This window comes from Ruegeria sp. YTSC325 (genome assembly GCF_059609525.1).
The window spans coordinates 22,994-35,674 of record NZ_JBXWLY010000008.1; the positions used below are offsets into that span (position 1 = coordinate 22,994).

Sequence of the window (12,681 nt, forward strand, 5' to 3'; positions counted from 1 at the left end):
AAGATCAACGGGTGGCCTCGCCGTTTATCCATGTATTGGGTAGTTCACTGCCGATTTCTTCGGCGAAGTCTTCCAGAAACCGGATCATCCGCGCGGTACGGCGTTTTGCAATCTGCCGTCCGGATTCGGTGAGCATATCGTCGGACAAGTTCAGCAATTTCACTTTCCAATGGTCCAGTGAAAAGTGCAGATCATCTAGTGTGCGATCAGCGGCAAAGGGATCAGCTGCATGATACAGAGTGCGCCCCAAAGCGCCCGAGACCGAGAAGTTCCGTGCAATCCCGATGGCGCCCAATGCGTCCAGCCTGTCGGCGTCGCGCAGAATGCGGGCCTCGGGCGTTTCGGGCGGAATATTTGCCGAAAAGCTATGCGCCTCAATGGCATGTTTGGTGGCGTCGATCTGGGCGCGGCTATAACCTAAACCCCCCAGAATAGGCTCTGATTCCAGGGCAGATTTACGTGAAGCCAAATGGCGATCCGGATCATCTTTTGGCAGGTTTACCAGATCGTGGAGATAGCTGGCCGCCAGCAGAACAGTCATATCTGTCCGGTCATCAGAAATGGCCTGTGCGTTCACCCAGACGCGGTCCAGATGGGCCAGATCATGGGCCGGGTCTGTTTCCATGCGCTGCGCGACGACGCCGCGCAAGCGGCCGCGCAGGTCAGCCGATATGTCCACGGTTTTCTCCGATCTGGCCGCGATGTAGCAGCAGATGATCAAGGATCACACAGGCCATCATCGCTTCACCCACCGGGACGGCGCGGATGCCGACGCAGGGGTCGTGGCGGCCTTTGGTGATGATCTCGGTTTCCTCGCCCGATTTGGTGATCGTCTTGCGCGTCGTCAGAATGGAGGAGGTCGGCTTGACTGCAAACCGCACAACGATGTCCTGTCCGGTCGAGATGCCGCCCAGAATACCGCCCGCGTGGTTGGAGCTGTATTGTGGGCCGTTCTGACCCATGAAAATCTCATCGGCGTTGGCCTCACCGGTCAGTTCTGCGGCGGCCATGCCTTCGCCGATTTCGACGCCTTTGACGGCGTTGATCGACATCATCGCTGCGGCCAGATCAGTGTCTAACTTGGCGTAAACCGGCGCGCCTATCCCTGCGGGGACGCCGCGCGCGACGACTTCGACCACAGCGCCAACCGAGTTGCCGGATTTGCGCAGATCATCCAGATAGGCGGCCCAGTCGTCAGCGGCTTGGGCGTCGGGTGTCCAGAACGGGTTCTGTTCGATCTGCGACCAGTCGAAGTTGGCGCGGTCGATTTTGTGTGGGCCGATCTGGGTCATATAGCCGGTGATCTGCACATTTGGCGCGATCTGTTTGATGGCCTCGCGCGCCAATCCTCCAGCGGCAACACGAGATGCGGTTTCGCGCGCCGAGCTACGCCCGCCGCCGCGATAGTCGCGGATGCCGTATTTCTGCCAATAGGTGATATCAGCGTGACCCGGACGGAACTTGTCGATGATATCGCCGTAGTCTTTGGAGCGTTGATCGGTGTTCTCGATCATCAGTTGAACGGGCGTGCCGGTTGTCTGCCCCTCGAACACGCCGGACAGGATTTTGACCTGATCGGGCTCGCGCCGCTGGGTGGTGAATTTGTTCTGACCCGGTTTACGCTTGTCCAACCAATGCTGGATCATACCCTCGTCGATCGCAACGCCCGGAGGGCAACCATCCACCGTCGCCCCCAAGGCGGGGCCGTGGCTTTCACCCCAAGTGGTGACGCGGAAGAGGTGTCCGAAACTGTTCATCGACATGGGGCGTGCTCCTTTGAGGGTTGTGATTAGCGGGGAGAGCCTCTGGCCTCAAGCGGATTTGCGGTTGGGGCGGGGTGCGCTGCCCTGTGGGCAGCGCGTTTGAGTATTTGCGAAAAGATGAAGATCAGGCCGCCTGCGCAACTTTTTCGCGGGTTTCGGTGATTTTGAGTGCAGCCTGCGCGGCCTCGCGCCCTTTTTCCACGAAATGCGCGCGGTAGATCGCGTTGTGGTGGTCAGTTTCCTGATATTGATGCGGGGTCAGCGAGACCGACAGGACCGGAACGCCCGTGTCCATCCCGGCGCGCATCAACCCATCGACCACGGCCTGCGCTACGAAATCATGCCGGTAGATGCCACCATCCACCACAAAAGCGGCACAGGCGATGGCCGCATAGCGCCCGGTTTGCGCCAGGTCGCGGGCCAGTAGGGGCATTTCGAACGCGCCGGGGACGTCAAACACGTCGATCTGGTCGGCGGGGATAAGTTGCAGGAACCCTTCAAGCGCCTGATCAACGATATCGGAATGCCAGTTGGCTTTGACGAAAGCATAGCGGGTGTGTGTCATCATGATCTCCTACGTAAACAGACACGTCACCCAAGGCGATCACGAGCAGCCGCGCCGAGGGGCACGCTGCGCGTTCTCTTTCATCCGGACTGTAACCGTCGGCTCTGGCTTCTCACCAGATCTGCTTGTCACCTCGTGTACCGAGGCCGCTCGCGGGCTTACGGATCAGCGCCCGCATACCGCCGGTGGGGAATTTCACCCCGCCCTGAGAACGACGCGGACCTTGCCAAGATCGCCGCGAATCTGCAAGGCGTTCCGTTAGGAGATTTGATATGCACCCAAACCCGGCTTTCCGCTCTGAAGATCAGGCCCTAAGCGTCGAATTTGCCCGCGCGCGGGCCTTTGGCGTGTTGGCGCTGTCCACCGAAGGCGCTCCGTTGATCAGTCATGTGCCTTTCCTGTTGAGCGAAGATGGCACGGTTGCAGAATTGCATCTTGTGCGGTCGAACCCGATTGTTCGCGCGCTGACAGTCCCGCGCGCGGCGAAAATCGCCGTCGCCGGGCCGGACGGCTATGTCTCACCCGATTGGTACGGGGTCGAAGATCAGGTGCCTACGTGGAACTATGTCGCCGTTCAATTGACGGGAAAGCTGGAACTGCGCCCGCATGATGAATTACGGGATCTTCTGGACCGTCAGTCGGCTTTTTATGAGCAGCGGTTGTTGCCTAAACCAGCTTGGACAACCGGCAAGATGACCCCTGATGCACTGGACCGGATGATGCGCATGATCGTGCCGTGCCGGATGCAGGTCAACGATATTCAGGGCACATGGAAGCTGAACCAGAACAAACCCGAAGCCGTGCGCTTGGCCGCAGCGGATCAGGTGGCAGAGGGGATCGGTTCAGAGCTTTCGAGGCTGACCGCGCTGATGCGAGGTCAGCGCTAGGGTCAGTCGCTGAACGTTGCCAGGTAGGCCGCGATGTCCTCGGCCCCTTTTTTCAGCTTTACGCTCATGTTGGGACGGGCCGTTTCATCTTCGAGATAGTCTTTGATAAAGCGAATCGGATCTTTCGAATAAGCGGCGATGTTGTCCTCGGTTCAGATCAACCCTTCCTGGCCCGCGAGGATCATGTCGTCGGTGAGCATTCCGATCGGCAGCCGTTCACTGCCATTCAGGTAGTCGGTTTCGGTACCAGCTGTGCGACCGACAACACCAAAGAGATTCGGCCCGGTGATTCCTCCTTTGACCAAAACCTCACCATCCTTGATGATCGCGTGGCAAGAGGAACACCTGTTGTAAAGCGCCTCGCCCTTGGCTGGATCTCCGGCCGCGAGGGCCTGTGTCGATAGTAACAAAGCGAAAAGCAGCGTGATCCGTGAAGTCTGTGGCATGGGAAAAGTCCTGCTAAAAGTTGTCCTGACCCGCGCCTTCTTGCATTCGCGTGCCAAGCGCAATCAAATTCCGAGCGTATGGGGTCATTTTGAAATATCTATCTTTAATTCAATAATTTACACGCTCTGAATCCAGCTGAAGTTGAGGAAAATAAGGCAAGAATTGGGAATATTCTTGAAAGTTTGGCCTCTTCGATTTCTGCTTTGTAAAACCTGACGGTTCGCGCGCGGATCTGCCCGTTAATAGCGCGAATCACCTGAGCAGAGACATGGCCCTGGTGCTCGAATCCTTTGGCTAAAATCAGCTCCAACCTTGAAAAAAGTACCTGACGTAGTGACATGAATGCCCAGATGCGGCGTAGTGCGCGCCTATGACCGCTGGACGAACCGATTTCTCCCGGCTAGATAGCCGCGATGAGACGCCGCTTTGATGCGGTGCTGATGCATGTTTGCCCGGTATCCTCCGGGCGCCGGAATCGGAGAAAACCTCGTGTCCCACGCAGAAGACAACGAAGGCACCCGCAGAGATTTCCTCTACTACGTCGCTGGCGGCGCAGGTGTCGTTGCGACGGGTGCAGCCGTATGGCCCCTGATCAACCAAATGAATCCCTCGGCAGACGTTCAGGCGCTGTCCTCGATCCGTGTGGACGTGAGCGGCGTTGAGCCGGGGACGCAGCTGACTGTGAAATGGCTGGGTAAACCCGTCTTTATCCGTCACCGCACCGGTGCCGAGATCCAAGAGGCCAAAGAGCAGGACGCCGAAGGTCTGGATGCGCTGCCCGATCCGCTGGCGCGCAACTTCAACCAACCGGCTGATGCGCCCGCGACCGACGAAAACCGCGTCATGCCCTCGCCTGAGGGCGAAGCCCCCGGTGCCTGGCTGGTTCAGATGGGCGTATGTACGCACCTGGGCTGTGTGCCGCTGGGCGATGCCGGTGACTTTGGCGGCTGGTTCTGCCCCTGCCACGGTTCGCACTATGACCTTGCCGGTCGTATCCGTAAGGGCCCTGCGCCTGAAAACCTGCCTGTTCCGCCCGCTGAGTGGACGGACAACAGCACCATCAAACTCGGCTAAGGGAGACCCAAATGTCCGGAATTCCCCACGATCATTACGAGCCGAAGACAAACGGCGAAAAGTGGCTGAACAGCCGCCTGCCCATCGTCGGCTTGCTGTACGATACACTCATGATCCCCACCCCCAAGAACCTGAACTGGATGTGGATCTGGGGTATCGTGCTGACATTCTGTCTCGCACTGCAGATCATTACCGGTATCGTTCTGGTGATGCACTACACCCCGCATGTTGATCTGGCCTTTGCCAGCATCGAGCACATCATGCGCAACGTGAATGGCGGCTATATGCTGCGCTATCTGCACATGAATGGCGCATCGCTGTTCTTTGTTGCGGTCTACATCCACATCTTCCGTGGCCTGTTCTACGGCTCGTACAAAGCCCCGCGTGAGATAACGTGGATCATCGGGATGCTGATCTACCTGATGATGATGGGTACTGCCTTCATGGGCTATGTTCTGCCCTGGGGTCAGATGTCCTTCTGGGGTGCAACCGTGATCACCGGCCTGTTTGGTGCGATCCCCTTCGTTGGCGACGCCATCCAGACCTGGTTGCTGGGTGGACCCGCGGTGGATAACGCCACGCTGAACCGCTTCTTCTCGCTGCACTATCTGCTGCCGTTCGTGATTGCGGCGCTGGTAATAGTGCATATCTGGGCCTTTCACACCACCGGCAACAACAACCCCACAGGTGTTGAGGTTCGCCGCACGTCGAAAGCCGATGCCGAGAAAGACACGCTGCCCTTCTGGCCCTATTTTGTGATCAAGGATCTGTTTGCGCTGGCTGTGATCCTTGTCGTGTTCTGGGCGGTTGTGGGCTTCATGCCGAACTATCTGGGCCACCCCGATAACTATATCGAGGCCAACCCGCTGGTCACACCTGCACATATCGTGCCTGAATGGTACTTCCTGCCGTTCTACGCGATCCTGCGGGCCTTCACCGGTGAGGTTTGGGTTGTTCAGTTCGCAAGCTTCATCACCGGCGGCATCATCGATGCCAAGTTCTTTGGTGTGATTGCGATGTTCGGTGCGATCCTGGCGATGGCTCTGGCACCGTGGCTGGACACTTCCAGCGTGCGTTCGGGCAAATACCGTCCGATGTTCAAATGGTGGTTCTACCTGCTGATCGTCGACTTCTTTGCCTTGATGTGGCTGGGTGCGATGCCCGCCGAGGAGCCCTATGCGACCTTCTCGCTGATCGCCTCGGCTTACTGGTTCGCCTATTTCTTCGTGATCCTGCCGATCCTTGGTGTGATCGAGAAACCTCTGGCCCAGCCCGAGACCATCGAAGAAGACTTCAACGCGCATTATGGCAAGGCTGACGCCGAAGCCACGCCGGCCGAGTAAGAAGAGGGACCGGAAACATGTTCAAGAAACTTGCAATCGGTGCCGCGTTTGCTCTGGCCCTCACCCCTGCTGCGTCCTTCGCGGCAGGCGGCGGCGAGCAGCATATCGAGGACTTCAGCTTTTCATTCGAGGGGCCGTTTGGCACCTGGGACAAGAACCAGCTTCAACGCGGTCTTCAGGTCTATACCGAAGTCTGTGCGGCTTGCCACGGTCTGCAATATGTACCTCTGCGTGATCTGGAAGCGTTGGGATATTCGGAAGAAGAAGTCATCGCCTATTCGGCAGAGAATTTCGAAGTATTCGATCCGGAACTGGATGATTTCCGTCCTGCGATCCCAACCGATCACTTCCCGGCTAACACTGGCGTTGGCGCACCGGACCTGAGCCTTATGGCAAAGGCCCGCGCCGGGTTCCACGGCCCGTACGGCTTGGGGATCAACCAGTTCTTCAAAGGCATGGGTGGAGCTGAATACATCGCGTCCCTGCTGGATGGCTATACCGGTGAGGAAAAGGAAGAGGCAGGCACCGTTCTCTATGAGAACAAAGCCTTCCCTGGCGGCTGGATCTCGATGGCACCGCCCCTGTCCGAGGATCAGGTGGAATTCGCCGATGGTCACTCGGCGTCGGTTGAGGCCATGTCCGAGGATATCGCTGCCTTCCTGATGTGGACGGCTGAACCGAAGATGATGGAGCGTAAGTACTCTGGCTTTGTCGGCGTGATCTTCCTGTCGGTTCTGTCGGTGCTGCTGTATCTGGTGAACAAACGCCTGTGGGCCGGTGTCAAAGGCAAGCGTCAGCACTAAGGCTTTTGCATCGCTGAAATTAAAATCCCCCGCGCCATCCGGTTGCGGGGGTTTCTTGTTTCTGGCGGGATAAAGGGGCCAGCCCCTTCTTGGCCTGCGGCCAATTCAACCCCGAGGTATTTTTAGCCAGATGAAGGACGGATCAGGCTTTGAGTTGGCTGTCCGTGTAATCGGTGATCGAGGCGGTTACGATCTGACCTTCGGGTTGGGGCGTATCGAAGGTGACTTCGGTGAACTGTTCCGTGCGGCCCATATGTGGGTTTTCCATCAGGATGTGATGGGTTTTGCCCAATTGTGCGGTCAGGTGTTTCGCGACCTGAGCGTCTCCGACAGCGCGCAGGCGCGCGGCGCGGGCTTTGATGATGGTGCCGTTGATCTGCTGCGGGATGCGGGCCGCGGGCGTGCCTTCGCGTTTGGAGTAGGGGAAGACATGCAGCCAGGTCAGGTCACAATCCGTGACCAGTTTCAGCGAGTTTTCGAAATGCGTGTCTGTTTCGGTGGGGAAGCCTGCGATGATATCCGCGCCAAAGGTCATGTCTGGACGCAGTTTGCGGGCCTCTTCGGTGAAGCGGATGGCGTCGTCGCGCAGGTGGCGGCGTTTCATCCGTTTCAGGATCAGGTCATCGCCATGCTGCAGCGACAGGTGCAGGTGGGGCATAAGGCGCGGTTCGGTCGCGATGGCCTGCATCAGGTTTTCATCCACCTCGATCGAGTCGATTGAACTGATCCGCAGGCGCGGCAGGTCCGGCACCAGCTTGAGGATGCGCATCACCAGATCGCCCAGCTTGGGCTGTGCGGGCAGATCGGCGCCCCACGAGGTCAGGTCGACGCCTGTGAGCACCACCTCGTTATAGCCCCGGTCCACCAGCCGCTTGATTTGGTCCACCACCACGCCCGCAGGGACGCTACGCGAGTTGCCGCGGCCATAGGGGATGATGCAGAAGGTGCAGCGGTGGTCACAGCCGTTCTGAACCTGCACATAGGCGCGCGAACGAGTGCCGAAGCCGTCGATCAAGTGGCCTGCGGTCTCGGTCACGGACATGATGTCATCGACCTGTACCGCCTCAGTCTGACCGATGAAATCGGCGGCCATGCTTTTCCAGGTGTCGGGTTGCATTTTTTCGGTATTGCCGATGACCGCGTCGACCTCGTCCATTTTGGCGAAGGTTTCGGGTTCGGTCTGAGCAGCGCAGCCGGTCACGATCAGGCGGGCATCGGGGTTCTCGCGACGCAGCTTGCGGATTTCCTGCCGGGCTTTACGCACGGCCTCGGCCGTCACGGCGCAGGTGTTCACCACAACGGCGTTGGACAGACCCGCCTGTTGCGACAGTTCTTTCATCGCCTCGGTCTCATAGGCGTTCAGGCGGCAGCCCAGAGTGGTGAACTTGGGCGTGCTCATCCCAGAGCCCCCAGAAACTCAGGGGTCAGCGTGCCCGAGAAGACATAAGCCGTCGGGCCGGTCATCCAAACGCCATCGTCGCGCCAGTCGATCCAGATCGTGCCGCCGTCCAGTTCAATCTGCACCTTGCGCCCGGTCAGGCCACGCCGTGCAGCCGCCACCGCTGTGGCACATGAAGACGAGCCCGAGGCCAGCGTAATGCCCACGCCGCGCTCCCACACGCGCATACGGATGTGATCGGGGCCGATGATCTGCGCCACCTGAACGTTCGTGCGTTCGGGATAAAGCGGGTGATATTCGTAGCGTGATCCGAATTCTTCCAGTGGGATGGCCTCGGCATCGTCCACAAAGAATGTGCAGTGCGGATTGCCCATTCCGGTTGCCGAGGGAACGCCTTCGATAGGCAGTTCCAGCGTATCAACCTCTTCAGCCAGCGGAATCTCGTGCCACTCCAGCTGCGGTGGGCCCATGTTGACCGAGGTCAGCCCGTCGCCCGCGTCACGCGCATAAAGCGTGCCGCGTTCCGTCGTCAGGGTCAGCTCGGGCTTGCCGGTTTCCTCCATCAGGAAGCGGGCGATGCAGCGCGTGGCATTGCCGCACGCGGCCGAAGTCGACCCGTCCGCGTTGTAGAACACCAGATGCGCATCCGATTCGCCGTTTTCGATGACTGCCAACTGATCAAAGCCGACGCCAAACTGACGGTGCCCGATTCCCTTTGCCAGGGCGGGTGTTAGGTCAATGCTTTGCGCACGCGCATCCACAATGACAAAGTCATTGCCTAGCCCGTGCATCTTCATGAAGGGCAAACCCGAGGTCAGTATTCGTTGCATGGCGGGCATATAACCCTGCCTTTGAAATGAATCCACCCTATCGCGCAGATTCCTGAAAAAAGGGGTTGACCCCCCAGCGTCCCCTGCCTAATTAGGCCGCCTATCGGGTCGCCGGAGCGTAAGAAATTACAGGCGAAACGAGGTGTGAAATAAGGACTTGCACCCGATCGGGAAAATGCCTTAGAGAGCGCCACGGATCGAAAGATCCTAACAAAAGAGTGGGCCGTTAGCTCAGTTGGTAGAGCAACTGACTTTTAATCAGTGGGTCGCAGGTTCGAATCCTGCACGGCTCACCACTTTTTTCAAATAAACACAAGCTGTTGATTGGTTGCACAATGGTGGCCATACGTTCTCACTTGGTTTCCGAAAGCAATACGGAAGCATAGTGAAACCGATTGAACTGTACCCAACGAACCACAGCGAGAACGCCTTAGCAAAGGGTTTAAATTTCGAACCCTTCACGGATCACCGCTTTGCCGGAAAAGCGATATCCTTTTAGGAAAGGACCTCAGACACAAGAGCGACGCGGCCTGGCAAAGACCGAAGCTAAGGGTATCGTTAATCCATATCGCTTTCACTGGGCAGCAGGAGCTTGGAAACTATCGGGACTACGGGTCGTCGCTTTGATGGAATAACTCGATTTTCGTACCCGTCTTGCGGCAAACGACGGCCGAGTTGCGAGAGAACTGCAAATGTGCCAAGTTTTCGGAGTAAGGTTTTACCGACAAGGAAGCTACGTTCTTTAGCGGGAACGACAGACCAGCCAATGGTCAAAAAGCTTTAGGTGTCTGTTAGCGAAGCAAGACGGCAGTTTTGAAACTACGGTTTGTTACTCTGTTTTAGACTGGAATTCCATTGTGTTAAAAGAATTCGCCAAGCAAGTACTGCAGATTTCTCCGAAGATACCGCTTTTTATCCTCGATCGGCTAATTAAAGAATCGCAGCCAACCGAGAAACGCGCAAAAGTCGTATTTTCGGCCCTGACAAAGGCTGGGCCACTCGCCAACGGAAAGGTTTCGGCATTCGAGTTCCTTCCGACGTTTTGCGACACCTTGCGAAGGAATGGGTTCGCAACCGAATGGGCGTCGAATGTTGCTGAATTGGATGCGTCTCTGAGCGATGAAGTGCCGGTTTTTCTGGTCCACCTATTTGGTGAAGACCATAGTGATATTTTCAGTGCGAAGGTGCTGGATCTCGAAAAGAAAGCCGTCGCGACATTCAATACCGCCGAGGCTGGTCAGTTGTTGGCGGACAAGCTGGCGTCGCACAAGGCATTTGTGGATGCTGGTATCCCGGTTCCGACGCTCAGGGAAACCGGGGGCTTCGTCAGAAGTCGTTTCGGGACGGCCTTACCGACCGAGATTCAAGAGGGAACCGAGGCATTACCTGCTGAGGATGAACGGCGGATATTTACTGACTTCATTGACACGCGGATCGAGTACGACGGCCGACTGTTCTACACGACCGTCAGAATCGTTTGCATCGACGACACGATCCTTCATTCTTATCCAAGGGCCCGCGACGCGAAGGAAGAGAACCCTAGTGTGCATGCCAAAGATACTCCCCTTGAACCCGCTTTGGTCGAATACCTGAACGACGTTCTGGTCGTCCCAAATGCTGAGGCATTCGAAGGCATAGCGCGGAACCTACACCATGTTCTTGGCCACGGTTTTTTCGCGCATGACTTGGTAATCGATAACGTTTCAGGTGAAATCTATGTTTGCGAAGGTGGATTTAAGTTCGACGACCCTTCCTACTGGCGGCATATGAAGCGCATTTCCTCTGATTTACCCAGTCAAGCTGTCCTGTTTCCAATTCAAAACTTTGCAAAACATTCGTCGGAAACATTTTGTCGACGCTGCCTGTCCATTCTTGAAGAAACCCAGGTCAAAGCGGCATCGGCAGCAGGCCTAGGGTCCAATTGACAGAGTAGACAGATGCGGAGCATACCGAGCCATTGATCACGAGGCGAGTGACGCATGGTTCGGATGGTTTTGAGGAAGCACACCCCCGAATCCGGCGGTACTTTTGACTATTCTTTGGACAATCCTTTGGAATGCGCCGTGTTAAATCAGCCACTGAATGCTCAGATAAATCGAATCGTTTATGTGAATCACGATTCCAGTTTATCCTTTGATCAAGTGCTTGTGAGCAAAGCGCGTTGGTTTGCGCAAGGCCCAGTCTGACTAAAGTCTGCCATTTGCTATCTACTGGCGCAAAGATCGAACTGTTAGTTGTTTAATTGGTTGTATGTAAATGATCATTGTCGATACCCTTCTCAAGAACCGTGCTGCCGAGAATAACCCAGTCCGGATCGGTGTATTTGGCGCCGGGTTCATGGGGCGCGGTCTGGTCAATCAGGTTGTGCGATATACCCCCGGAATGCATGTCGGCGTCTTGTGTAACCGCACTGTTTCCGCCGCGCGACAGGCATTGCTGGATGCCGGCGTTCCGCCCAGTGATATCGTCGAAGCTGAAACTGTCGCTGCGGCTGACATAGCCGTCGAACAGGGCAAGTCCGTGATCACCGCAGACCCTTTGGTGGCCTGTGCGATGTCACAGGTCGATGTGTTGATCGAAGCAACTGGCCATGTGGAATACGGCGCTCGGGTCACGACAGCTGCGATTGAGAACAGCAAACACATGGTTCTGATGAATGCCGAGTTGGACAGCACGGTCGGGCCTCTGCTTAAGCAAATGGCAGATCAGGCGGGCGTTATTCTGACCGGATGTGATGGCGATCAGCCGGGCGTGCAGATCAACCTGCTGCGATTTGTTGAAAGCATCGGTCTGATCCCTCGGGTTTGCGGCAACATCAAGGGCTTGCAGGATCGTTACCGCAATCCGACCACGCAGGAGGGTTTCGCCAAGCAATGGGGGCAAACCCCGCACATGGTCACCTCGTTCGCGGATGGCACCAAGATCAGCTTCGAGCAGGCAATTGTGGCCAATGCGACCGGGTTCAAAGTGGCCGAACGCGGTATGATCGGGATTGAGCACAAAGGTCATGTGGACGAGTTGACCGGGGCCTATGATCTTGACCAGATCCGCGCATTGGGCGGGATCGTTGAGTATGTGGTCGGTAGTCAGCCCAGCCCCGGCGTGTACGTCTTTGCCGAGGCGCAGGACGATATGCAGCGCCACTATCTGAACTATGGCAAACTGGGGCAGAACGACCTTTACAGCTTTTATGTGCCTTACCACCTGACGATTTTTGAGGTGCCGCTGTCCGCCGCGCGTGTGGCTTTGGCTCAGGATACCGTGATCGCGCCTATCGCCGGTCCGGTCGTGGATGTAATCACCTGTGCCAAGACCGACCTGAAAGCCGGGGCCAAACTGGATGGTCTGGGCGGATACATGACCTATGGCATGTGCGAAAACTATGACGTGGTGCGGTCGCAGAGCCTGCTACCGATTGGTCTGGCCGAGAACGCAACGCTAAAGCGCGATATCTCGAAAGATGCCGTCTTGACATATGACGATGTCGATCTGCCAACCGATAGCCTCACGGTCAAACTGCGCCAGCAACAAGACGAAATGTTCCCTGTTACCAGTCCTTAACTTTAAAGA

General features: G+C 56.9%; 12 protein-coding genes, 1 tRNA gene and 1 riboswitch. Of the genes, 7 read left to right on the forward strand and 6 right to left on the reverse strand.

The annotated features are described in order from the left end of the window. Nucleotides 1–4 precede the first annotated feature (4 nt). The 3 genes from AC2FF7_RS12725 to AC2FF7_RS12735 form a co-directional block, all read right to left on the reverse strand. A complete protein-coding gene (locus AC2FF7_RS12725) occupies nt 5–679 on the reverse strand; it encodes an HD domain-containing protein (protein ID WP_496905728.1) in 675 nt (224 codons plus the stop codon). Further along, nucleotides 663–1,763, reverse strand: coding sequence for a chorismate synthase (gene aroC, locus AC2FF7_RS12730; protein ID WP_353392647.1), 1,101 nt, complete (start codon nt 1,761–1,763; stop codon nt 663–665). The genes AC2FF7_RS12725 and aroC overlap by 17 nt, the downstream gene beginning before the upstream one ends. Nucleotides 1,764–1,887: 124 nt before the next feature. Beyond that, entirely contained in the window at nt 1,888–2,328 is a 441-nt protein-coding gene (locus tag AC2FF7_RS12735) for a 6,7-dimethyl-8-ribityllumazine synthase (protein ID WP_353392648.1), read from the reverse strand. Nucleotides 2,329–2,396: 68 nt separating this feature from the next. Next, a riboswitch (FMN riboswitch) is annotated at nt 2,397–2,545 on the reverse strand. A gap of 55 nt (nt 2,546–2,600) precedes the next feature. Between AC2FF7_RS12735 and AC2FF7_RS12740 the strand changes: the two genes are divergently transcribed. Next, nucleotides 2,601–3,215 (forward strand): FMN-binding negative transcriptional regulator, encoded by a 615-nt coding sequence (locus AC2FF7_RS12740; RefSeq protein ID WP_496905729.1) that lies wholly within the window; start codon nt 2,601–2,603, stop codon nt 3,213–3,215. Between the two features lie 152 nt (nt 3,216–3,367). Here AC2FF7_RS12740 and AC2FF7_RS12745 read toward each other — a convergent pair whose 3' ends face one another. After that, nucleotides 3,368–3,661 carry a c-type cytochrome gene (locus AC2FF7_RS12745; RefSeq protein ID WP_496905730.1) on the reverse strand — a complete coding sequence of 98 codons (294 nt, stop codon included), beginning with the start codon at nt 3,659–3,661 and terminating at the stop codon, nt 3,368–3,370. Nucleotides 3,662–4,151: 490 nt separating this feature from the next. Between AC2FF7_RS12745 and petA the strand changes: the two genes are divergently transcribed. Genes petA through AC2FF7_RS12760 form a run of 3 tightly spaced genes read left to right on the forward strand, consistent with a single transcriptional unit; the run spans nt 4,152 to nt 6,882 of the window. Beyond that, nucleotides 4,152–4,736 (forward strand): ubiquinol-cytochrome c reductase iron-sulfur subunit, encoded by a 585-nt coding sequence (gene petA / locus AC2FF7_RS12750; protein ID WP_170355724.1) that lies wholly within the window; start codon nt 4,152–4,154, stop codon nt 4,734–4,736. A gap of 11 nt (nt 4,737–4,747) precedes the next feature. After that, entirely contained in the window at nt 4,748–6,079 is a 1,332-nt protein-coding gene (gene petB / locus AC2FF7_RS12755) for a cytochrome b (RefSeq protein WP_170355725.1), read from the forward strand. Nucleotides 6,080–6,096: 17 nt separating this feature from the next. Then, entirely contained in the window at nt 6,097–6,882 is a 786-nt protein-coding gene (locus tag AC2FF7_RS12760; protein WP_170355726.1) for a cytochrome c1, read from the forward strand. A gap of 142 nt (nt 6,883–7,024) precedes the next feature. Here the strand turns inward: AC2FF7_RS12760 and mtaB are convergent, their stop codons facing one another. Together mtaB and dapF are read right to left on the reverse strand one after the other, a co-directional pair. Beyond that, complete coding sequence (gene mtaB / locus AC2FF7_RS12765) at nt 7,025–8,281, reverse strand: tRNA (N(6)-L-threonylcarbamoyladenosine(37)-C(2))-methylthiotransferase MtaB (RefSeq protein ID WP_496905731.1); 1,257 nt, start codon at nt 8,279–8,281, stop codon at nt 7,025–7,027. Then, nucleotides 8,278–9,120, reverse strand: coding sequence for a diaminopimelate epimerase (gene dapF / locus AC2FF7_RS12770; RefSeq protein WP_496905732.1), 843 nt, complete (start codon nt 9,118–9,120; stop codon nt 8,278–8,280). The genes mtaB and dapF overlap by 4 nt, the downstream gene beginning before the upstream one ends. Before the next feature lie 211 nt (nt 9,121–9,331). Between dapF and AC2FF7_RS12775 the strand changes: the two genes are divergently transcribed. The 3 genes from AC2FF7_RS12775 to AC2FF7_RS12785 all read left to right on the forward strand — a co-directional run bounded on the left by AC2FF7_RS12775 (nt 9,332) and on the right by AC2FF7_RS12785 (nt 12,672). Beyond that, nucleotides 9,332–9,407: transfer RNA gene (locus AC2FF7_RS12775), tRNA-Lys, on the forward strand. 561 nt (nt 9,408–9,968) lie between these two features. After that, complete coding sequence (locus AC2FF7_RS12780) at nt 9,969–11,036, forward strand: hypothetical protein (protein WP_496905733.1); 1,068 nt, start codon at nt 9,969–9,971, stop codon at nt 11,034–11,036. Between the two features lie 331 nt (nt 11,037–11,367). Beyond that, nucleotides 11,368–12,672: an NAD(P)H-dependent oxidoreductase gene (locus AC2FF7_RS12785; RefSeq protein WP_496905734.1), complete on the forward strand. Its 1,305-nt coding sequence runs from the start codon at nt 11,368–11,370 to the stop codon at nt 12,670–12,672. Nucleotides 12,673–12,681: the final 9 nt, after the last annotated feature.

Excerpts from the sequence above, each read along its gene's own strand:
- dapF (WP_496905732.1), bottom strand. The coding sequence starts at position 9,120 with ATGCCCGCCATGCAACGAATACTGACCTCGGGTTTGCCCTTCATGAAG.
- AC2FF7_RS12785 (WP_496905734.1), top strand. The coding sequence starts at position 11,368 with ATGATCATTGTCGATACCCTTCTCAAGAACCGTGCTGCCGAGAATAAC.
- mtaB (WP_496905731.1), bottom strand. The coding sequence starts at position 8,281 with ATGAGCACGCCCAAGTTCACCACTCTGGGCTGCCGCCTGAACGCCTAT.
- AC2FF7_RS12745 (WP_496905730.1), bottom strand. The coding sequence starts at position 3,661 with ATGCCACAGACTTCACGGATCACGCTGCTTTTCGCTTTGTTACTATCG.
- AC2FF7_RS12740 (WP_496905729.1), top strand. The coding sequence starts at position 2,601 with ATGCACCCAAACCCGGCTTTCCGCTCTGAAGATCAGGCCCTAAGCGTC.
- AC2FF7_RS12735 (WP_353392648.1), bottom strand. The coding sequence starts at position 2,328 with ATGACACACACCCGCTATGCTTTCGTCAAAGCCAACTGGCATTCCGAT.
- AC2FF7_RS12760 (WP_170355726.1), top strand. The coding sequence starts at position 6,097 with ATGTTCAAGAAACTTGCAATCGGTGCCGCGTTTGCTCTGGCCCTCACC.
- aroC (WP_353392647.1), bottom strand. The coding sequence starts at position 1,763 with ATGTCGATGAACAGTTTCGGACACCTCTTCCGCGTCACCACTTGGGGT.
- petB (WP_170355725.1), top strand. The coding sequence starts at position 4,748 with ATGTCCGGAATTCCCCACGATCATTACGAGCCGAAGACAAACGGCGAA.